Genomic DNA, 21,853 nt, shown 5'->3' with positions numbered 1-21,853 from the left:
TGCCTGTAAGATATTAAGATGACAATCTTAAGAAGGTTGTTCTGATGGACTTTGCTCCCGTGGGGGCGATAATACTCTTAATACAGGATCCCCCCTTCCTGAACAAATTAACGGAGTGGCAATGGGTCAGGAAAAGCTTTACAGCGAAAAAGAACTGAGTTGGTTATCGTTTAATGAACGTGTTTTGCAGGAAGCCGCGGACAAATCCAATCCGCTCATTGAGCGGATGCGGTTTTTAGGCATTTATTCCAACAACCTGGACGAGTTTTATAAAGTCAGGTTCGCGGAATTAAAACGGCGCATCCTGATAAGCGAAGAACAAGGATCCAAGGTAACATCGCGCCATCTGCTGAATAAAATCCAGGCCAAGGTGCTCAATGCCGAGCAGGAGTTCGATAATCTCTATAACGATCTGCTGCTGGAAATGGCGCGCAACCAGATATTCCTGATTAACGAACGGCAATTATCCCCCAATCAGCAGGAGTGGCTGCGCGTATATTTCAAACAGCAGCTGCGCCAGCATATTACGCCGATCCTCATCCAGCATGACACGAATCTGGTGCAATTCCTGAAGGATGACTATACCTATCTGGCGGTGGAGATTATCCGCGGCCAGGAGACCAACTACGCCCTGCTGGAAATTCCGGCCGATAAAGTGCCGCGTTTTATCAATCTGCCCGCCGAGCCGCCACGCCGTCGCAAGCCGATGATTTTGCTTGATAATATACTGCGCTATTGCCTTGACGATATTTTTATCGGCTTTTTTGACTACGATACCCTGAACGCGTACTCCATGAAAATGACCCGTGACGCGGAGTATGACCTGGTCACGGAAATGGAGTCGAGCCTGCTGGAGCTGATGTCGTCAAGCCTTAAGCAGCGCCTGACCGCGGAGCCGGTACGGTTTGTCTACCAGCGCGATATGCCCAACAGCATGGTGGAAATGCTCAAGGATAAGCTGGGTATTTCATCCTATGACTCGGTCATCCCGGGCGGCCGTTACCATAATTTCAAGGATTTTATTACCTTCCCCAATGTCGGCAAGGCCAACCTGGTGAATAAACCGTTGCCGCGCCTGCGCCATACGTGGTTCGAACACTTCCGCAACGGATTCGACGCCATCCGGGAACGGGATATATTGCTGTATTATCCTTATCATACCTTCGAGCACGTCCTGGAATTATTGCGCCAGGCGTCCTTCGACCCCAACGTGCTGTCGATTAAAATCAATATTTACCGGGTGGCGAAAGATTCGCGCATTATCGACGCCATGATCCATGCCGCCCATAACGGCAAAAAGGTCACCGTGGTGGTGGAGTTGCAGGCGCGCTTTGATGAAGAAGCTAATATCCACTGGGCAAAACGGCTGACCGAAGCCGGCGTCCATGTGATTTTCTCCGCCCCTGGGCTTAAGATCCACGCCAAGCTGTTCCTGATATCGCGCATGGAAGGCGAGGAGATCATGCGCTATGCGCATATCGGCACCGGCAACTTCAATGAAAAAACCGCTCGCCTCTACACCGATTATTCTCTGATTACCGCCGACCCGCGCATTACCAACGAAGTGCGGCGGGTGTTTAATTTTATCGAAAATCCTTATCGTCCGGTCAGCTTCGATTATCTGATGGTATCGCCCCAGAATTCGCGCCATATGCTGTACCAGATGATCGATCAGGAAATCGCCAATGCCCAGGCCGGGCTTGCCTCGGGCATTACGCTTAAAATTAACAACCTGGTGGATCAGGGGCTTATCGACCGGCTGTACGCGGCCTCCGGCGTGGGGGTGCGCATCCGTATCCTGGTGCGCAGCATGTGCTCGCTGATCCCCAACCTGCCGGGCATCAGCGACAATATCCAGGTAACCAGCATCGTCGATCGGTACCTGGAGCACGATCGGGTCTATGTCTTTGAAAACGGCGGTGATAAAAAGGTATTCCTCTCCTCCGCCGACTGGATGACCCGCAATATCGATTACCGTATCGAAGTGGCGGTGGCGCTGCTGGACCCGCGCCTCAAGCAGCAGGTTCTGGATATTCTGGCATTACTGTTCAGCGATACGGTAAAAGCGCGCTATATTGATGCCGCCCTCAGTAATCGCTATGTCCCGCGCGGCAATCGTCGTAAGGTACGTGCGCAGATAGCCATCTATGATTATATTAAGCGACTTGAGCAATCCGGAGATCAGGCCTGACGTATGCCATTAAATAACTTAACCACGCCCAAACCCGAAGAATTCGCGGCCATCGATCTGGGATCGAACAGCTTCCATATGGTGGTCGCCCGGGTGGTCAACGGCGCGTTGCAAGTGCTGAGCCGGCTAAAGCAGCGGGTGCACCTGGCCGACGGGCTGGATGCCAATAATGTGTTAAGCGACGAGGCCATAGAGCGCGGGATAAACTGCCTGGCGCTGTTTGCCGAGCGCCTGCAGGGGTTTTCCCCGCTGCGGGTGACCATTGTCGGCACCCATGCCCTGCGCGAGGCGGTGAATGCCGAAAAGTTTCTCACCCTGGCGGCGCAGGTGATCCCTTACCCGATTGAAATTATTTCCGGCCATGAGGAAGCGCGGCTGATTTTTATGGGCGTGGAGCATACCCAATCCGAAAAAGGCCGCAAGCTGGTGATTGATATCGGCGGCGGCTCGACTGAGCTGGTGATTGGCGAAAATTTTGAGCCTATCCTGGTGGAAAGCCGCAGGATGGGGTGCGTGAGTTTCGGCAATCTGTTTTTCCCCGGCGGCGTCATCAGCCCGGCGCATTTCCGGCGCGCCCGCCTCGCGGCGGCGCAAAAAGTGGAAACCCTGGCCTGGCAATACCGCATTCTCGGCTGGCAGGTGGCCCTGGGCGCGTCCGGCACCATCAAGGCGGCCTGTGAAGTGCTGCTGGCGCTGGGCGAAAAAGACGGCGCCATTACGCCTGAGCGTTTGCAACTGCTGCATGACAAAATCATGAAGTTTAAAAATTTCAGCGCCCTGAACCTGCCGGGACTGTCCGAGGAGCGAAAGAGCGTGTTCGTGCCCGGCCTGGCGATTCTGTGCGGCGTGGTGGATGCCCTGGCCATCAGTGAATTACAGCTTTCCGACTGCGCCCTGCGCGAAGGGGTGCTGTATGAGATGGAAGGCCGCTTCCGGCATCAGGATATTCGCTCGCGCACCGCCAGAAGCCTGGCGGAACACTACAATATCGACAGCGATCAGGCCAAACGCGTCTGCGACACCACCGATCATCTGTATCAGCAATGGTGCCGGCAGAACGAGGATTTGCAAAACCCGCAGCTGGAAGCGCTGTTGATCTGGGCCGCGCAGTTGCATGAAGTGGGCCTGGGTATTAACCATAGCGGTTTGCAGCGTCATTCGGCCTATATATTGCAGCAGACCAATATGCCGGGATTTAACCAGGAACAGCAGCTGTTGCTGGCGACATTGGTGCGTTTTCACCGCAAGGGCATCAAGCTCGACGACATGCCGCGCCTGACGCTGTTCAAGAAAAAGCATTTTCTGCCCTGCCTGCAGCTACTGCGGCTGGCCGTATTGCTGAATAACCAGCGCCAGGCCACTTCGCCGACGCAGCTGCGGCTGCTGACCCACGAGCATCATTGGACGCTGGTGTTCCCGGCCGGTTTTTTCGCCCAGAACAATCTGGTGCAGCTGGATTTGGAACGGGAGCAAGCATACTGGGCGGAAGTTCCCGGCTGGCGCCTTGATATCACCGAGGAAGCCGAGGCGGTGAGTTAACCGCGGCGCGCAGCGGCTCCCGGCGTAGGGGGCCATGGCGCGCTATGGCTTAGCACAATGTTACCGCCCCAGGCTCATGTGCGGCTTGTGTGCGGTTTGACATGGATGTATAACATTCTTATGACTGAAAAGCGTCCGGAGATCATACAATCGCTTCCCCAATGCGGTTATACTGACAACCGATGCCGTTATCCCATAACCTTGAAAGGACCCCTTTAGTGAAGTTGGCCTATCCTATGCGCAGACGACGAACCTCGGTGCGAATGACTCGCTGGATCCTGTTTATCAGCTTTATTTTTTTATTCGCCCGTCTGATCTTCGCCACACTTGGCGCCTGGGACCATCACCAGGATACCCTGTCGGAACCGGCCGGCCAGATCATCAATGTCGACAATAGCCACGACGATTAATCCCGCCCCCGCCGCCGTTCGCGTGTAGTCGGCTGTAAGCTGTTCCGGCACAGGCCCGCGCAATCCGCTGCGCCGCGACCGTTTTCCCCGTCGCTTTTATCGCGTCCGATCCTTCCCGCGCCCCGCTGTGCTATCTATACTGCTTGCGACGGTAACCGATTTATCCGCCCGCAGCCCATAGTCAAACACGGGGAACGCACGCTATGCCCGCCATCAAACAACACTCCCTGGAACTGACCGGCCTGCGCCGTCAGGTACTGGGTTTACTGCTGTCCAACCGGGCGCTGGTCGACAGCATCCTGGGAAGGCCGGCGCGCGATACCTCGGTCGCTCCCCAGCTCATTTCCGACCAGACCGGCCGGCTGGTGGCGATTCAACGGCACCTGCACGCGGCGGATCTGGCGGATTTGCTGGAAAGCCTGCCCCATGATGAGCGGCTGGCGCTCTGGCGGCTGGTGGGCAACGATAAGCGCGGCAAAACGCTGGTGGAAGCCTCTGAAAGCGTCTGGGAAAGTCTGATCGCCGGAATGAGCAACCGCGATATCCTCAATGCCATCAGGCCGCTGGATGTCGACGAGCAGGCCTACCTGGCCCGCTATCTGCCGCGGGATCTGGTCGGCCGCATGCTGACGTCCCTGGAACCGCACCAGCGCGCCCAGGTACGGGCAATGATGAATTTTGACCGGGATAGCGTTGGCCATCATATGGATTTCGAACTGGCGGCGATTCGTCCCGACGTAACGCTCGCCACGGTGCAACGCTACCTGCGCTTACGCAAAACGCTGCCGGCCAATACCGATAAACTCTTTGTCGTCGATCGCCACAATCTGCTGGTGGGGGAACTGGCCCTGTCCACGCTGCTGCTTAAGCCGCTGCAGAAAAAGGTCCTTGAGGTCATGGATCCCAATCCCACTACCTTTCATCCGGAAGATCGGGCGGAGGACGCGGCCGGCGCGTTTGAACGTTACGATTTGATTACCGCGCCGGTGGTCGATGTCAAAGGCAAGCTGATGGGCAGGCTGAGCATCGAACATATGGTCGATCTGTTTTTTGAGGAAAACGACAGCAACCTGCGTAACCTGGGTGGTTTAAGCCCCGCCGAGGATATTTTCGCCCCGGTGAGCAAAACGGTGCGCACCCGCTGGGCGTGGCTGGCGGTCAACCTGTGCACCGCGTTTATCGCCTCCAGGGTGATCGGACTGTTTGAAGGCACGATATCGCAACTGGTGTCGCTGGCGGCCCTGATGCCCATCGTCGCCGGCATCGGCGGCAATACCGGTAATCAAACCATCACCATGATTGTCCGCGCGCTGGCGCTGCATCAGTTGGAAAAAGGCAACGCGGTGTTTTTACTGCTGCGGGAATTGGGCGTGGCGTTGATCAACGGCCTGGTCTGGGGCGGCATTATGGGCATCGTCACCTGGCTGCTCTATCGCGACGCGGGCCTTGGCGGCGTCATGATGCTGGCCATGCTGCTTAACCTGGTGCTGGCGTCATTGATGGGAGTGCTGATTCCGCTCACCATGGTACGCTTCGGTCAGGATCCGGCGGTGGGATCAAGCGTGATGATTACCGCCGTGACCGACACCGGCGGTTTTTTTATTTTTCTCGGGCTGGCGACGCTGTTTTTAATGCATTAACACGCCCTTTTTCTGACCTCGGCGCGGTGCAAGGCGCAGACCACCAGACCTATTATGTCCTTTGCTTATGTATAAACGGCCAAAACACACTTTTATGCGGTTTCTGAACTATTCTAACTATAAGAAAGCCTAGGATTCTATTATGCATGCCAACGACGCAGCCTCCGCTTATAAGGTTAAAAAAACAGGGATATTTATTGCGGCGGTAGCGTTGCTGGTTTTCATCTTGTCCATGGCTTGTCTGCGCCTCAATCATTACGCCGAACCCTTGTCCCCCTTATGGCTTGTCACCGCCGTTATGCTGTCGGTGCTGTTTTCCTGCCCTTGGCGCCGCTGGCCGGCGATGATACTGTGCTGCGCACTGGCGGTCATTGCCGCCCATAGGCTGATGGCGGAGGATATGCCGGCCGCATTGCCCCTGATTGGCATTTCCTTTGCCGAGGCCGCCTGCGGCGCCTGGCTGCTGAAATGGACGTTAGATCCCCTCGATCCGCTGGACGGCATCGTGCCCTGGATGACGTTTTTCCTGATTGCGGTGCTCCTGATCCCCTTTCTCGGCGCGCTGGCCGCGGGTTTCCTTGCCGCGCCCGCCCATATCGGTTTCATGGCGTTCGCGCCGCAGTGGTTTACCGCCGAGGCCATCGGCATCCTGGCGCTGACGCCGGTGGGCATGCTCTGCCGGCACCAGACGCTGCCGCTGATGCTAAAACAGCGGTCCTGGCTGGAACTGCTGCTGATGATCCTGCTGACGCTGGTCATCAGCTATTTTGCCCTGCGGTTTTTACCCTTCCCCTTTACCATTATTATTCTGCCGCTGCTGATGGGCGCCATACGCTTGCCGCGTTTTGAGGCCTTCGGCCTGTTTTTAGTCACCACCCTGGCATTATTCATTACGCTGGGTTCCGGGTTTATCAAGGTGGGTTTACCCACCAGCAATCACCTCGCCATTTTATTGCATATACCGCTGTTGATGATCCTGATCCCCGCCAATGCGATGGCCATGGTCATGTACGCCTTTCGCCTGGAACGCGGCCATATCATGCAAAGCGAGACCCGTTTTCGCAACGCCATGGAGTATTCCGCCATCGGCATGGCCTTGGTCTCGCTGGAAGGCACCTGGATGCAGGTGAATAAAGCGCTGTGCCGGTTCCTGGGCTATGAGGCCGCCGAACTGAAGAAGCTCAGTTTCCAGGAGATCACCTATCCGGCCGATCTCAGTTCCGATCTTATCCAACTCAACGATCTGGTTAACGGCCATATTGATAGCTATACGCTGGAAAAACGCTATATCCGCGGCGATGGGGAAATTGTCTGGGCGCTGCTGGCGGTATCCGTGGTGCGCGACCAGCAGAGCAAGCCGCTCTATTTTATTTCCCAAATAGAAGATATCAGCGAAATCAAACACAACAATATTATCAACCAGCGCCTGATGGAGCGCATTACCCTGGCCAACGAGGCGGGCGGCGTCGGTATCTGGGAGTGGGATGTCGAGGCGAAAATCATGAGCTGGGATAAGCGCATGATGGAAATTTACGCCATGCAATCCGGCGAAACCGTCAGCTATGACTATTGGCTGGCGCGCATTATCGATGAAGACCGGCCTTTGGCCCTGCAAACCCTGAACGAATCCCTGGAGGAAAATAAGCCGTTCCTGCTGGCATTCCGCATTCGCCATCCCGGCGGGGAAATCCGCCATATCCGCGCCTACGCCAATATGCTGATGGATGAGAACGACCGGGTGGTGCGCATGCTGGGCGTCAATCTGGATATGACCAGCGAGGTCCGCCTCCGGGAGGCCCTGCACGAGGAAAAGGAACGGCTGCATATTACCCTCGATTCCATCGGCGACGCGGTGATTTCCGTAGACCAGGGGATGCGCGTCAATTTCATGAACCCGGTGGCGGAAAAGATGACCGGCTGGCGCCAGGAGAAAGCCCATGGCCGGCATATCGACAGCATTATGCATATCAGCCTCGGCGTCGATGGCCCGCGGGTGGGCATGTCGATGGACGATGTCAATGCCGGGCCCCACGAGGGGTTGACCCTGCGCCAGGATCTGGTGCTCAACAACCGCAAAGGCACGCTGTTCGATATTCATTACAGCGCCACGCCGCTCAAGAACCTGAAGGGGGAAATCCTGGGCGCGGTGCTGGTTATCAAGGATGTCAGCGAGTCGCGCCAGTTGCTGTTGCAGCTCAGTTACAATGCGTCCCATGATGTCTTGACCGGCCTGCCGAACCGGGCCAGTTTCAAACAGCATCTTGATGCCGCGCTCCTGACGGCAACGCGCGAAAAACGCCGTCACGCCCTGGTCTTTATCGATCTGGACCGGTTCAAACAGATTAACGACACGGCCGGACACGCGGCGGGCGACGCCTTGCTGCTGGAGCTCGGCCTGCTGATGCAGGACAATATCCGGCAGTATGATTGCCTGGCGCGACTCGGCGGAGACGAGTTCGGCCTGCTCCTCACCGATTGTCCCTTACCCGAGGCACAGGGTCTGGCCCAGCGCGTCATCGATGCGGTTAACGCCTACCGCTTTTATTGGCAGGAGCAATTATTCCGTATCGGCGGCAGCGCCGGCGTCACGCTGATATCGGCGGATAATTGCGATCCCAAGGAAGTCATGGCCCAGGCCGACAGCGCCTGCTATGCGGCAAAACATAGCGGCCGCGGCCAGGTATTGTTATACGAGGCGCGGCAGGATCCCGCCGGCCCCGCGTCGGTAACACAGGATATCCTGAGCCGCGAGCGGCTGCTTGATATGATGGATAACGAGAGTCTCCACGTGCAGATCGAGGCGGTCGCGCCGCCCGATGCCAGGCTTGAAGTGGGTTTCTACCTGATAAGTTTCGTCATCCAGGGCCGGGACGCATTACTGGTCAGCCAGGAAGACTTTATGCGCGCGGCGCGGGCGCGTCATTTATCGCTGGCGGTGGATCGCTGGCTGCTAGGTCAGATCTTCACCGTCCATGGCGCCGCCATCGCCGCCCAGGGGATTTGCCTGGTACTCCCCCTGTCCATGGCAGGGCTGGCCGACGCAGACGTGATGGATGAGCTGCTGTCTCTCGGCGAGCGCCATCCTTTACTGAACGCGCGCCGGCTGATTATCAGTCTCGACGGCGAGGATTTCATGGCCGCTTATCCCGCCGCCGGGCTGGCCGCGGACCGATTGCGCCAGTACGGCTACCCCATCATGCTTAATCAGTTCGGCGCCGATTTAGGCGCGTTTAACAAGCTGAAAGCGGGGCATATCGATTATATCAGGCTGCCTGACCCGTTTATCGCCAATGTTCATTGCAGCCAGATGGACGATATTATGGTCAGGGTGATCCACGGCCATATCCATCGCCTGCGGGCGCGCTCCCTGGCCGGTCCCGCCAACCTGCCCGCCACGCTCGCCGCCCTTGCCGCCATCGGCGTCGATTTCGCCGCCGGCGAAACCGTAGGCCAGAGCCTGCCGCTGTCCACCCTATTGAATAAAGGCTATTTCACTGTTCAATAATCGTCGCGCGCCGTTGCCTGCTTCCCGACATTGCTGTAAAGTTCCCCGCCTCATCGGCATGGGGAGGCAGCGATGTTTATTGGTTTTGACTACGGTACCGCGAACTGCTCGGTCGCGGTGATGGACGGCGACCGGCCGCGCTTATTGCCGCTGGACGGCGCGTCGCCCTATATGGCCTCTATGCTTTGCGCGCCGACGCGCGAGGCTGTCAGCGAATACCTGCATCAATTCTGGCAGGTGCCCACCGGCAGTGATGAAAATCAACGGCTGCTGCGCCGGGCGATTAACGCCAACCGGGAAGAAGATATCGTCCTGACGGAGCAAAGCCTGCAGTTCGGCAGGCAGGCGCTGGCAAATTATATTGCCGATCCCGAAGAGGTTTATTTCGTCAAATCGCCTAAATCCTTCCTGGGCGCCAACGGTCTCAAGCCGCAGCAGATTGCGCTGTTCGAGGATCTGGTCTGCGCCATGATGCGTTATATCAAACGCCAGGCCGAGACGGCCTTGTCCACGCCCATTACCCAGGCCATGATTGGCCGGCCGGTCAATTTCCAGGGCACCGGCGGCGAGGAAGCCAACCGTCAGGCCCAGGATATTTTGCAGCGGGCCGCCTCACGCGCCGGGTTTACCGATATCGACTTCCAGTTCGAGCCGGTGGCCGCGGGGCTGGATTTCGAAGCCACCCTCGATCGGGAAAAAATTGTCCTGGTGGTGGATATCGGCGGCGGCACCACCGACTGCTCGCTGCTGCTAATGGGGCCGGAATGGCTGAAGCAGCGGGATCGCCGGCAAAGCCTGCTGGGGCACAGCGGCTGCCGCGTCGGCGGCAACGATCTGGATATCATGCTGGCGTTTAAATCGCTGATGCCGGAGCTGGGCCTGGGCGGCATGACGGAAAAAGGCCTGGCGCTGCCCGCCCTGCCGTTCTGGCAGGCGGTGGCGATTAACGATATCCCGGCGCAGGGTGATTTTTACAGCAACAATAACGGCCGGTTCCTGCGTGAACTGATCCGCGATGCCGCCGATCCCGAACGCGTCGGCGCCTTACTGCAGGTCTACCGGCAGCGGTTAAGCTATCGCCTGGTGAAGAGCGCGGAAGAGAGCAAAATCGCCCTGTCCAGCGAACCGGCGACCCGGGCGGGCCTGGAGTTTATCCGCCCCGGCATGCAGGTGCCCATCTGCCAGGCGGAACTGGAGGAGGCCATCAGGGCGCCGCTGGGCCGGATCCGGCAACAGGTGGACGACGTGCTGGCGCAGGGCGCCGCGCCGCGGCCGGATGTGGTCTATCTCACCGGCGGCAGCGCCCGCTCGCCGCTGTTGCGCCAGGCGCTTGAGCGCAGCCTGCCGGACATTCCGATCGCCGGCGGCGATGATTTCGGCTCGGTCACCGCCGGACTGGCGCGCTGGGCGCAGCGCCAGTTCATCACCTGAAGCCGGGCGGCGGCCGTAGCGCCTGGCCGGCGGCTTAGCGCGGCAACCCGCCGTCGGTTTCCAGCAGGCCCTGGCGGATGATAAAGGCGATGAGCGTATCCAGGCCGTCGCCGGTTTTCAGGTTGGTGAACGCCCAGGGGCGCGCTGGCCGCATCCGGTTGGTATCGCGCTCCATCACCTCCAGCGAGGCGCCGACGTAGGGCGCCAGATCGATTTTATTGATCACCAGGAAATCGGATTTGGTAATGCCCGGCCCGCCTTTGCGCGGGATCTTCTCCCCTTCCGCCACGTCAATCACGTAAATGGTCAGATCGGCCAGCTCCGGACTGAAGGTCGCGCTCAGGTTATCGCCGCCGCTTTCGATGAAAATAATGTCCAGATTGCCGAATTTGCGCGCCAGATCCTCCACCGCCGCCAGGTTCATGGACGCATCCTCGCGAATGGCGGTATGCGGGCAACCGCCGGTTTCCACACCGACGATACGATCGGCCGCCAGCGCGCCCGCCTCGGTGAGGATGCGCTGATCTTCCCTGGTATAAATATCGTTGGTCACCACCGCCAGCTGATAGCGATCGCGCAGCGATTTACACAGCACCTCCAGCAGCGCGGTCTTGCCGGAACCCACCGGACCGCCGACGCCGACGCGTAAGGGTTGTTTATATTCTTGCATCTTAACTCCCGGATAACATCGCAAAATAGGGCATTGTTCAATAACCCGTGCCGCACTCAGCACAGGGGGCGAAGCGTCCGCCGTTTGCGCCCGATACTGACATCATCAGGAACGAAACAGGCGTGAATACTGGGTTTCATGGCGGGACGACGCAATGGCCTGCAGCGGAAAACTGCCGCCCAGCGCATCGTCCTCCAGCCGCCCGGCGCGGGCGAATGCCGCCGGCAGCAGCGCGGACAGCTCACGTAACAGGCTTTGCGCCTTCTGCTGGCCGAACGGCACCAGCTTCAGCCCCGCCATGACGCCGCTTTCCAGCACGCTGTAGCCGTAGCCCATGGCCAGCGCCTCCAGAGGAATCGCCCATTGCCAGCCCAGCCAGGCCATACCCGCCAATTGGCTCTGGCGCAGCGCCGGCAGCCATGCGCCGTCCAGCGGCAGGTCCGGCCATTCCAGGATCAGCCGGCTTAACGCCTGGCCCCGCTGCTGTTCTTCGCGCCTGAGCTCGCAGGTCTCGCGCGCGGCCAGCAGAAAATCGCTCCAGCGGGCAAATTGTCCGCTGTCATCCGCCGCGCAGGCCCGGTACAGGCGGATCAATACCGGCCAGTCCAGGCCGCCTAAGGTGTCGGCGATAATCTGCCGCTGCCAGTCGGCAAAGGCGTCGCCTGACATAACCCAGCCCGCCTCCACCGCCCATTCCAGCCCCTGCGAATAGGTAAAGCCGCCCACCGGTAGGCTGGGGCTGATAAGCTGCATCAGGCGCAGCAGCGCGGTTTGCTCCAGCATATCAGTGCGGATGATGATGGCCATGGGGCGCGCTCTGGTACGCCCCGGCCTCGGGTTCGAACGCCGCCTGCTCGGTCCTGACCGCCGCGCCCAATCCCATCACCATGGCGTCCAGCACATGATCGTGCTGATAGCGCACCCAATCGCGCTCGATCTGCAACGGCACATGGCGGTTGCCCAGGTGATAGCAGACCCGCGCCAGCAGCAGCGTATCGCGCGCATACACCGTGGAGACGGTTTCAGGCGCGGCAATCACCCGCACGACTTCGTCGCCGTCTTCGGTGGCAAGCACGTCCCCGCCGCGGATCACCTGCCCGCGCGGCAACAGCAGGCCGGCCTCGCGGCCGTCGTCCAGCCGCACCTGGGCCCGGCTCTTGATGCGTGTATCCAGATCCAGCGTCACGGTGGCGGTAGCCTCTAAAGCCTTATCAAGGTGTTTCGTTAAAACAATCATCCTGATTCCCGACTCGGTTAAAAAAGAAAATAGCGCTGCGCCATCGGTAAAATATCGGCGGGCTCGCAGGTCAGGAGTTCGCCGTCGGCCCGGACCTGATAGGTCTGCGCGTCCACCTCGATGGTAGGCTGCCAGTGATTATGGATCATATCGGCCTTCCTGACGTGGCGGCAGTGCCTGACCTCGCCCAGCAGGCTTTGCAGGCCCAGCCGGCCGGCCAGGCCGTTGCCGTATGCCGCCTGGGACAAAAACGTCATGCGCGTGGCATGGCGCGCGCCGCCGAGCGCGCCGAACATCGGGCGGTAGTGGACCGGCTGCGGCGTGGGAATCGACGCGTTGGCATCGCCCATCGGCGCCATGGCGATCATGCCGCCCTTAATGATAAGCGCCGGCTTGACGCCGAAAAACGCCGGCGACCACAGCACCAGATCCGCCAGCTTGCCGCGCTCGATGGAGCCGACCTCATGGGATATGCCGTGGGTGATGGCCGGGTTGATGGTGTATTTGGCGATATAGCGCTTGACCCGGAAATTGTCGTTGCGCTCACCGTCCGGCGCGAGCGGGCCGCGCTGCACCTTCATTTTATGCGCCGCCTGCCAGGTGCGCAGGATCACCTCGCCCACCCGGCCCATCGCCTGCGAGTCGGACGACAGCATGGAGAAGGCGCCCAAATCGTGCAGGATATCCTCGGCGGCGATGGTTTCACGCCGGATGCGCGATTCGGCGAACGCCACGTCCTCGGCGATGCCGGCGTCAAGATGGTGGCAGACCATCAGCATATCCAGATGCTCGTCGATGGTGTTCACCGTATAAGGCATGGTGGGGTTGGTGGATGAGGGCAGGATGTTCGCGTGGCCGCACACCTTGATGATATCCGGCGCATGGCCGCCCCCCGCCCCTTCGGTATGATAGGTATGGATGGTGCGATCGCCGATGGCGGCCAGCGTATCCTCGACAAATCCCGCTTCGTTCAGGGTGTCGGTATGGATAGCCACCTGCACATCATACTTATCCGCCACGCCCAGGCAGCAATCGATGGCCGCCGGCGTGGTGCCCCAGTCCTCATGCAGCTTCAGGCCGATGGCCCCGGCTTCCACCTGTTCGGCCAGCGCTGCCGGCTGCGACGCATTGCCCTTACCGGTAAAACCGATATTGACCGGCAGGGTTTCCGCCGCCTGCAGCATGCGCGCCAGATACCAGGGACCGGGGGTGCAGGTGGTGGCGTTGGTGCCCGCCGCGGGCCCGGTGCCGCCGCCGATCATGGTCGTTACGCCGGCGCAGATGGCTTCTTCCACCTGCTGCGGGCAGATAAAATGAATATGCGCGTCGATACCGCCGGCGGTGACGATTTTGCCCTCCGCCGCCACCACTTCAGTGCCGGGACCGATGGGGATGGTCACCCCGGGCTGGATGTCCGGATTGCCCGCCTTGCCGATGCCGACGATCCGTCCGTCCTTGACGCCGATATCCGCTTTAACGATACCCCAGTGATCGATAATCAGGGCGTTGGTCAGCACCAGATCGACACAAAACGCCGACGTCATCTGCCCCTGCCCCATGCCATCGCGGATCACTTTGCCGCCGCCGAACTTTACCTCTTCGCCATACAGGGTAAAGTCCTTTTCCACCTCGATCCACAGCTCGGTATCCGCCAGCCGCAGCCGGTCGCCCACCGTGGGGCCGAACATTTCCGCGTAGGCGCGGCGGGAAATTTTGCTCATGACGATGACTCCAGCTTGCCCATGATCTCGCCGCGAAAGCCGTAGACTTCGCGTTTGCCCGCATAGGCCACCAGGGTAACGTCCCGGGACTGCCCCGGTTCGAAGCGCACCGCCGTGCCGGCGGCAATATCCAGCCTGAACCCGCGCGCCGCCGCGCGATCGAACTTCAGCGCCGGATTAACTTCGAAAAAATGGTAATGCGATCCCACCTGTACCGGCCGGTCGCCATGGTTGGCGACGGTAACCGTCACGCGATCGCGGTCGGTGTTAAGCTCGATATCGCCCTCGGCGATACACATTTCACCAGGTATCATAACGCCTCGCTGCTTGTCAGATTATCGGATCGTGGACCGTCACCAGTTTGGTGCCGTCGGGGAAGGTCGCTTCCACCTGCACGTCGGGGATCATTTCCGGCACCCCTTCCATCACGTCATCGCGGGTTAATACCTCGCGGCCCAGGCTCATCAGTTCGGCCACCGTCAGCCCGTCGCGCGCGCCCTCCAGGATCGCGGCGCTTATCAGCGCCACCGCCTCCGGATAATTCAGCTTCAGCCCACGGGCCTGCCGCCGTTCCGCCAGAAGGGCGGCGGTAAACAGCAACAGCTTGTCTTTTTCTCTTGGCGACAATTCCATTCTTCAACTCCTCAGGTTGCCCAGATACGCGGGGGCGACGCTTCCAGCCCCAGCATCCCGGGCCGTAAACAGGCCCAGATCCGGTGCAGCAGATGCTGCAGCCGCTGGTTATCATTATCCAGCACCCGTACGACCAGCAATGAATCCAGCAGGCTGGCGCCGGCCGCCGGCGCATGGGCGGCGTCGAGCAGCAGACGCACCTCGGCCAGCATCTTCTCGGTGACGGGGGTGGCATAAAAGGTCGCGCTTAGCGGATGGCCGCCCAGTTTTTCCAGCCGGCCCGCGCTGATGCGCAACCGCTCGAACAGGCCCGGCGATCCCGGCAGGATAATGCGCAGGGACGCATCCAGGCTACCGGAGGTAAAGGCTTCGCCGGCCGCCGGCCGGCCAAGGCACAGGGTTTCAAAGCCCAGCAGGCGCGCGCCGGGGGCCAGCCGGAACTCGGTATCGATAGCCACCCTGGCGGCCGGGAACAGGATATTATCCTGCGGCAGCCATTCAAGTATGCTGTCCTCGCCGAGCGAAAATCGCTGCGACACCCGGGCCAGCTGGCCCGCGCTGCGGTAAAATTTGGTGGCGCCCGGCATGGTCAGCAGCGCATGACTCTGCGCCGCCATGGCGACCGATAATTCAAGCCGGTCACCGCCGACCACGCCGCCCGGCGGATGCAGCAAATAGACGTGGGGGTGATCGGCCTGGGGATAAAACGCCCGCTGCACCCGGTAGGGTCCGCTATGCCGCCGGGTCGTCAGCAACGTCCGGCCGTGGCGCCGCTCGAATCCCAGCGCGAGCTTACCCAGCCAGCCCGCGGGCGGCGGCACGGGTAGAACAGTGTCGTTTGTCATAGCACCCTACTGCACGGCATACCATGGCCTTGTAGTGACAGGCCATGAGATAACAAGTCCAAAGCCTTTCCGTAGCAATATTTAAGCCAATTCTCAACCGGGGATCACCTGTGCTCACGCCCTCATGGCGCACCATATTAGTGCCATGCCTGCACCCCAAGCGGTAACAGCGATAAAAATGCGCCATGCCGGTGCGCAAGGGTGAACGCGCTATAACACCAACACCGCCTTCCCCGGCGGGAAAAACAGGGTTACCCGCCGACCCGGGTTCAGCTATAGGGCGAGATAAAATTAACCGTTGGGCGCGTTAAGGCACCGGGGATTAGGGGGCTAAAATGGCGTTAAGCCAAGGCGCCAGAACCGCGCAACATGGCGTACAGGGCGGTATCCCAGCGCTCCCGGCCCACTTTGGCCGAGCTGCGGCGCACGCCTTCGCGGATAAAACCCAGTTTTTCATAGGTGTGGATTGCCGCCTGGTTAAAGGTGTAGACATTCAGTTCCAGACGCTCAATCAGCGGCTCGGCAAACACCCGCTGCACAATGGCGCTCAGGAAGGGGATGGCGATGCCCTGCCCCCGGTTGGCGGGGTTCACGGCCACCCGCCCCAGCAGGGCGACGCCGTTGCGCCAGTCAAAAGTCACCTGGGCGGTAGCGGTGGCCGCGCCGGGCTCCCCGGCGCAAAACAGCCATCTCCGGGGAGGCGTGCCAGCCGATTCGCCGAGCATTTCAGCTAATTGCGGCAGATCCAGGGGAAAACGCGGCAGGGGACCGCCCCATTGCGCCAGCTCTTTTTCGGTGTTAAACCAGCGGCAGATGCCGGGAAAATCAGCTTCCGCCATATGACGTATATTCATTCTACCCCGCCGTGTAAGGACATTAACCCGACCCTGGGATATCTGTCCCGAAATGGACCTCATCCCGGCCGCTTTTGGCCTGTACTATATCAATATATTTTGTTAAAAATCACAAGTTGCCGTCAAACTTTATCACGTGGGGACAAGATGCTTGAATTACGCCCGAACTGCGAACGCTGTGATTGCGATTTACCCCCCGCAAGCCATCAGGCGCGCATCTGTTCTTATGAATGCACCTTCTGCGCCGACTGTGCCGCCAATGAACTTAATAATACCTGCCCCAACTGCGGCGGAGAATTAACTGCCAGGCCCATCCGTCCACCCCACCGGCTTAAACTGCATCCGGCCTCGACACGGCGTATTATTGCAAAACGTTAACTTTCAGCTATCGAATCCATCTATGAAAGCAGCTATCAAAGATAAGGCATTAACGTAATATGCTTTCATCGGCGACAAAGGAATGATGACCATTCGGTGCTGGCCGATAGATAAAGGATTAATACCCTTATCCGGCCCACTTTTTGTGCATAAAATTAACGTTATCCGAGGCAAAAAATGTATAATTTTTCACGTTTTCAGGCAAAAGAATTGGCATTGGCCTATATGAGCGGCAAGGCCACCGGCCTGACGCCGGAAGAATTTTTTCAACAGGTGATGAAAGCGGAAAAATCCTTTGATTCCCTGATCAGAACAGGAACCGCGCAGCCCGCCAAGGGTGTGCTGGTCAAATCCTTTTAACGCCCGCGGGCGGGAAAGTGAAGCCGCCCGCCCGGTATGATGCCCTACCCGGCGCGTGGCTCCTCCCGGCATGGCTGCGCGCCGCGGCCGCGAGGTTTATTTCCAGGCGCTGGCTTCATCCAGCACGCGGACATCCTCGGCGCTGAGGCGCAGTTCGAGCGCTTGCGCCAGTTCGTCAAGCTGTTCCACCGACGTTGCGCTGGCAATAGGCGCCGTGATGCCGGGCTGCTTGAGATTCCAGGCCAGCGCCACCTGGGTCGGCGTGACCTGGTGCTGCTCGCTGACGGCATCCAGCGCCTTCAGGATGCGCAGGCCGCGTGGGTTTAAGTATCCCTCGACCACGCTTTGCCCGCGCGGGCTTTTGGCGGCATCTTCGGCGGCGCGGTATTTACCGGTCAGGAAGCCGCTTGCCAGCGCGTAAAAGTTGATTACGCCAACGCCATGCGCGGTCACCACCGGCGCCAGGTTTTGCTCGTATTCCTGGCGATCGTAGAGATTAAACTTGGGCTGCAGCGTTTCATAACGCGCCAGGCCATTCTGTTCGCTGATGCGCAGCGCCTGCGCCAGGCGCGGACCTTCATAATTCGACGCCCCGATGGCCCGCACCTTGCCTGCTTTAATCAAGGCGTCGAACGCGGCCAGGGTCTCCTCCAGCGGTACGGACTTGTCGTCGTCGTGGGATTGATACAGATCGATATAATCGGTTTGCAGGCGCTTAAGCGACTCTTCCACCGCGCGTTTGATATACGCCGCCGACAGTCCCTTTTTATCGCCGCCCATGGGCTTGCCCACCTTGGTGGCGATAATCATCCCGTCCCGCCTGCCGCTTTTTTTCAGCCACTCGCCGATAATGGTTTCGGATTCGCCGCCCTGGTTGCCGTCAACCCAGGCCGAGTAGACGTCGGCCGTATCGATGAAATTCAGCCCGCGCTCCACGAGGGCGTCAAGCAGGCGAAAGGACATCTGCCGGTCGATGGTCCAGCCAAATACATTGCCGCCGAATGCCAGCGGCGGCACGGTAATCCCGGAACGGCCCAGCGTTCTTGTTTCCATGGTGATACCCCCTTATTGCTGTTGAGCGTTACTATTTTGCCATGCTGACTACCTTAGCACTCCCCAGGTTACGCGCCAGCCTTTGCCGGCTCTCCCGCGCCTCCCGCTCCAGCCAGTGCTTGAACAGCGTAAGCGAAGGCGACAGGACCTTTTGCTCAGGATGAATCAGATAATAAGAGGCGCCGCTTTGTATGCACAGCGGAAACGGCGCCGTCAGGCGCCGGGCCTCAAGATCGAACTCCAGCAGGCAGAGATCGCCCATGGCGATGCCATATCCCTGCAGGGCCGCGGTCATGGCCAGATCCAGCGTGTCAAAATGCTGCGCCTTGGTCAGCGGCGCTACGTCGCAGCCCGCCGTCTTTAACCATAATAGCCAATCACGGCGATCGCGGGTGGGATGAAGCAGGGTTTTATCCGCCAGCCGGGCGACGTCGGCGTCAGGCGCGGTCCACAGTGCCGGGATGCACACCGGAGTGAGTATTTCATCAAACAGCGGGGTGGCCTGGATGCGTTTATTCTCCGGCCGGCCGAAGATCACCGCCGCGTCAAAATGTTCGCTGGCGAAATTAACGCCGTGCGAGAATGAGGTGGTCAGGGCGATATCGATTTCCGGATGCTGGTTTTGCAGTTGCATAATGCGCGGCAGCAGCCAGCGCATGGCGCAAGTGGGGCATTTTACCCGCAGCGTGCCCGTGCGCCTGGCGGCAAGGGCGAGCGTGGCGTCGATTTGCCCCAGCGCCTGCTGCAGCGGCGCCAGCAGGGCGGCGCCCTGCTCGGTCAGTTCCAGTCCCCGCGCCTGGCGAATAAACAGCGCGCAGCCCAGGTGCCGTTCCAGGCCGGCTATCTGGCGGCTGACGGCGCCCTGGGTGAGATGCATATGTCGCGCGGCATGAGTGAAATTTAGCCGCTCAGCGACTACGATAAAGGTTTTCAGCACGTCCAGCGAGGGCAGCGGATTCATGATTCGGCTCCGGATAACAGCAGGATTGATGAAACATCCACGGGCATGGCTCCAGTGGTAATAGGGCCGGCGAAGGCGGCTGCGCCGCGCTGATGAGATTATCGCCGCGCTCCAGGCATGTTCCCGGCGCATGGCATGCATGATAAAGGATCGGTTGTCGCGCGGCCGGATATGTTGCTTAATCATGATTCATCCAGCCTTACGTGTCACGGCTTTTGCGGTTTTAACCCTACCAGGAGGTTGTTCCCATGCAGAGCGTTATTCCCCCCAGGTCTAAGTTGCCCGATGTCGGCACCACGATCTTCACCACCATCGGACAGCTGAGCGCCGAGCACCAGGCCCTGAATCTGTCCTCGGGGGCGCCAAGCTTTGACTGCGATCCGCTGTTGATAGACGGCGTGGCGAAAGCCATGCGTGCCGGACATAACCAGTATGCGGCAATGCCGGGACTGATGGCCCTGCGCGAGGCGCTGGCGGATAAAGTCGAGCGCCTGTACGGCTGCCGGTATGATCCTGAAAGCGAAATCACCATACTCGCCAGCGCCAGCCAGGGGCTTTACAGCGCCATCAGCGCCCTGGTGCATCCGGGCGACGAGGTGATCTATTTTGAACCGGCGTTTGACAGCTATTCCCCCATCGCCCGCTTGCAGGGGGCGGTGCCGGTGCCGGTGAAAATCCCGCTGGAACAGCACGCTATCGATTGGGACGCGGTGGCCGCGGCCGTGACGCCGCGCACGCGCATGATTATCGTCAACAGCCCGCATAACCCTACCGGCATGGTGTTCAGCGAAGAAGATATCCAACGGCTGACCGCCCTGACCGCCGGCACCGATATCCTGATCCTCTCCGACGAAGTGTATGAGCATATGGTGTTCGACGGCGCGCCTCACCGCAGCATGGCGGCGTATCCCGCCCTGGCCGAGCGCAGCGTGGTGGTTTCGTCCTTCGGTAAAACCTACAGCGTCACCGGCTGGCGCGTGGGGTATTGCCTGGCGCCGGCCGAATTGATGCTGGAAATCCGCAAGGTGCATCAGTTTATGGTTTTTGCCGCCGATACGCCGATGCAGTATGCGTTTGCCGAAGCGTTGGGCAAGCCGGAAAGTTATCTCGGCCTGGCGGCTTTTTACCAGCAAAAGCGCGATATACTGACCCGCGCCCTGCGCGATTCGCCGTTTAAACTGCTGCCCAGCGCGGGCGGTTTTTTCCTGTTGGCGCAGTTCAGCCATTTCTCGGCGGACAGCGATAACGATATGGTTATAAAATTAATCCGCGATGCCAAAGTCTCGTCGATACCCCTGTCGGCGTTTTACAGCGACGGCACCGAAACCGGCATGATCAGGCTCAGTTTCGCCAAAGATGAAGCCACGCTGCGCGAAGGCGCGCGCCGGCTTTGCGCATGGCGCCAGGCGTAAGTGGCCGGGATGGCCATATTTTTTTGACGTTCACACACTACCTATGACGGGACACGACAATGAAAAAAATAGCGACACTGTTGATATTGGCCTGCGGCATGGCCGCGCTGCCGGCCATGGCGGCCGAGGGCAAAATCCGTTTTGGCCTGGAAGCGCTTTACCCGCCGTTTGAATCCAAATCGCCGAGCGGTGAATTGCAGGGGTTCGATATCGATTTGGGCAACGCCGTGTGCCAGGCCGCCGGCGTCAAATGCGAATGGCTGGATACCTCATTCGATGGTTTAATCCCGGCGCTGCAGGGACGCAAATTCGACGCCATCAACTCGGCGATGAATGTCACCGAGAAGCGCCGCCAGGCCATCGATTTCACCCAGGTGATCTATCGGGTGCCCACCAAACTTATCGCCCGCGCCGACGCGGGGCTGCAGCCGACCCCGGACGCGCTGAAAGGTAAAAGCATCGGCGTGCTGCAAGGCTCCATCCAGGAATCCTACGCCAACGCCCACTGGGCCGGCCAGGGCGTGAACGTGGTGGCCTACCAGGATCAAAACCAGATCTATATGGATTTGACCTCCGGCCGCCTCGATGGCACGCTGGTGCTGGCGCCGGCCGGGCAGTCCGGTTTCCTGTCCCAGCCCCAGGGCAAGGGTTTTGCGTTTAGCGGACCCGCGGTCAGCGATGACGCCATCCTCGGCAGCGGCATCGCCTTCGGCATTCGCAAAGGCGACGACGCCCTGAAAAAACAGCTGGACGACGCCATCGCCAAGGTGAAGGCCCAGGGAACCATCGGCACCCTGGCGAAAAAATATTTCGGCGATATCGACGTGTCCGCCCCCAACTGATGCGTCCGCAGGCCCCGGAAAGCACTTTTCGGGGCAATATTCATACCAGAACGACAAACCCTGACAATACCTCCACACTTCCTCCATTTTTACCCGCGTTTTTTTGGCTAAACTGGGTATATCATTCTTATTTTATGCGGGAACGTGCGATTCTGATGCCTTGTCCGCATG

Annotated in this window: 19 protein-coding genes and 1 pseudogene; 10 read left to right on the top strand and 10 right to left on the bottom strand. The window is 59.5% G+C overall.

What is annotated here, in order from left to right; genetic code table 11:
* Window positions 1-121 precede the first annotated feature (121 nt).
* The 6 genes and pseudogenes from ppk1 to yegD all read left to right on the top strand — a co-directional run bounded on the left by ppk1 (window position 122) and on the right by yegD (window position 10,716).
* Window positions 122-2,191 carry a polyphosphate kinase 1 gene (ppk1, locus tag ABUK12_RS23445; protein WP_410014078.1) on the top strand — a complete coding sequence of 690 codons (2,070 nt, stop codon included), beginning with the start codon at window positions 122-124 and terminating at the stop codon, window positions 2,189-2,191.
* Between the two features lie 3 nt (window positions 2,192-2,194).
* Window positions 2,195-3,730, top strand: a complete 1,536-nt coding sequence (gene ppx / locus ABUK12_RS23440; protein WP_410014077.1) for an exopolyphosphatase — start codon at window positions 2,195-2,197, stop codon at window positions 3,728-3,730.
* 263 nt (window positions 3,731-3,993) lie between these two features.
* On the top strand, window positions 3,994-4,140 hold the full coding sequence (locus ABUK12_RS23435) for a YfgG family protein (protein WP_410014076.1): 147 nt from the start codon (window positions 3,994-3,996) through the stop codon (window positions 4,138-4,140).
* Between the two features lie 380 nt (window positions 4,141-4,520).
* Window positions 4,521-5,780 (top strand): annotated as a pseudogene (locus ABUK12_RS23430) (magnesium transporter); the annotation flags it as partial.
* A gap of 142 nt (window positions 5,781-5,922) precedes the next feature.
* Window positions 5,923-9,285 carry a diguanylate cyclase gene (locus ABUK12_RS23425; RefSeq protein ID WP_410014075.1) on the top strand — a complete coding sequence of 1,121 codons (3,363 nt, stop codon included), beginning with the start codon at window positions 5,923-5,925 and terminating at the stop codon, window positions 9,283-9,285.
* Between the two features lie 72 nt (window positions 9,286-9,357).
* A complete protein-coding gene (yegD, locus tag ABUK12_RS23420; RefSeq protein ID WP_410014074.1) occupies window positions 9,358-10,716 on the top strand; it encodes a molecular chaperone in 1,359 nt (452 codons plus the stop codon).
* Between the two features lie 34 nt (window positions 10,717-10,750).
* On the opposite strand, the gene ureG is transcribed toward yegD, so the two are convergent.
* From ureG to ABUK12_RS23380, 8 genes are all read right to left on the bottom strand, one after another.
* Window positions 10,751-11,386, bottom strand: a complete 636-nt coding sequence (gene ureG, locus ABUK12_RS23415; protein ID WP_410014073.1) for an urease accessory protein UreG — start codon at window positions 11,384-11,386, stop codon at window positions 10,751-10,753.
* Window positions 11,387-11,491: 105 nt separating this feature from the next.
* The gene (locus ABUK12_RS23410; RefSeq protein WP_410016753.1) at window positions 11,492-12,169 is read right to left on the bottom strand and encodes an urease accessory protein UreF; all 678 of its coding nucleotides are present in this window, start codon (window positions 12,167-12,169) and stop codon (window positions 11,492-11,494) included.
* A gap of 1 nt (window position 12,170) precedes the next feature.
* On the bottom strand, window positions 12,171-12,623 hold the full coding sequence (gene ureE, locus ABUK12_RS23405; RefSeq protein WP_410014072.1) for an urease accessory protein UreE: 453 nt from the start codon (window positions 12,621-12,623) through the stop codon (window positions 12,171-12,173).
* A gap of 17 nt (window positions 12,624-12,640) precedes the next feature.
* The gene (gene ureC / locus ABUK12_RS23400; protein WP_410014071.1) at window positions 12,641-14,344 is read right to left on the bottom strand and encodes an urease subunit alpha; all 1,704 of its coding nucleotides are present in this window, start codon (window positions 14,342-14,344) and stop codon (window positions 12,641-12,643) included.
* The gene (locus ABUK12_RS23395; protein ID WP_410014070.1) at window positions 14,341-14,658 is read right to left on the bottom strand and encodes an urease subunit beta; all 318 of its coding nucleotides are present in this window, start codon (window positions 14,656-14,658) and stop codon (window positions 14,341-14,343) included. Before ABUK12_RS23395 ends, ureC begins: the two co-directional genes overlap by 4 nt.
* Before the next feature lie 16 nt (window positions 14,659-14,674).
* Window positions 14,675-14,977, bottom strand: coding sequence for an urease subunit gamma (locus ABUK12_RS23390; protein WP_323476240.1), 303 nt, complete (start codon window positions 14,975-14,977; stop codon window positions 14,675-14,677).
* 11 nt (window positions 14,978-14,988) lie between these two features.
* Complete coding sequence (locus ABUK12_RS23385; RefSeq protein ID WP_410014069.1) at window positions 14,989-15,822, bottom strand: urease accessory protein UreD; 834 nt, start codon at window positions 15,820-15,822, stop codon at window positions 14,989-14,991.
* Window positions 15,823-16,163: 341 nt separating this feature from the next.
* Window positions 16,164-16,676, bottom strand: coding sequence for a GNAT family N-acetyltransferase (locus tag ABUK12_RS23380; RefSeq protein WP_410014068.1), 513 nt, complete (start codon window positions 16,674-16,676; stop codon window positions 16,164-16,166).
* Between the two features lie 147 nt (window positions 16,677-16,823).
* On the opposite strand from ABUK12_RS23380, the gene ABUK12_RS23375 reads away from it, so the two are divergent.
* Both ABUK12_RS23375 and ABUK12_RS23370 read left to right on the top strand, forming a co-directional pair.
* A complete protein-coding gene (locus tag ABUK12_RS23375) occupies window positions 16,824-17,054 on the top strand; it encodes a DUF1272 domain-containing protein (RefSeq protein ID WP_410014067.1) in 231 nt (76 codons plus the stop codon).
* Between the two features lie 177 nt (window positions 17,055-17,231).
* A complete protein-coding gene (locus tag ABUK12_RS23370; protein ID WP_410014066.1) occupies window positions 17,232-17,414 on the top strand; it encodes a hypothetical protein in 183 nt (60 codons plus the stop codon).
* A gap of 96 nt (window positions 17,415-17,510) precedes the next feature.
* On the opposite strand, the gene ABUK12_RS23365 is transcribed toward ABUK12_RS23370, so the two are convergent.
* A complete protein-coding gene (locus ABUK12_RS23365; protein WP_410014065.1) occupies window positions 17,511-18,467 on the bottom strand; it encodes an aldo/keto reductase in 957 nt (318 codons plus the stop codon).
* A 31-nt stretch (window positions 18,468-18,498) separates the two neighbouring features.
* Window positions 18,499-19,428, bottom strand: coding sequence for a LysR substrate-binding domain-containing protein (locus ABUK12_RS23360; protein WP_410014064.1), 930 nt, complete (start codon window positions 19,426-19,428; stop codon window positions 18,499-18,501).
* 248 nt (window positions 19,429-19,676) lie between these two features.
* Here ABUK12_RS23360 and ABUK12_RS23355 point away from each other — a divergent pair, with 248 nt between their 5' ends.
* Together ABUK12_RS23355 and ABUK12_RS23350 are read left to right on the top strand one after the other, a co-directional pair.
* Window positions 19,677-20,840, top strand: a complete 1,164-nt coding sequence (locus tag ABUK12_RS23355; RefSeq protein WP_410014063.1) for a methionine aminotransferase — start codon at window positions 19,677-19,679, stop codon at window positions 20,838-20,840.
* Between the two features lie 59 nt (window positions 20,841-20,899).
* A complete protein-coding gene (locus ABUK12_RS23350) occupies window positions 20,900-21,682 on the top strand; it encodes an ABC transporter substrate-binding protein (RefSeq protein ID WP_410014062.1) in 783 nt (260 codons plus the stop codon).
* The last annotated feature ends 171 nt before the right edge of the window (window positions 21,683-21,853 follow it).

Origin of the sequence: Sodalis sp. C49 (genome assembly GCF_046352915.1) — a bacterium.
Classification (GTDB): Bacteria; Pseudomonadota; Gammaproteobacteria; order Enterobacterales; family Enterobacteriaceae; genus Acerihabitans.
This window is presented reverse-complemented; position numbering and strand designations above follow the sequence as displayed.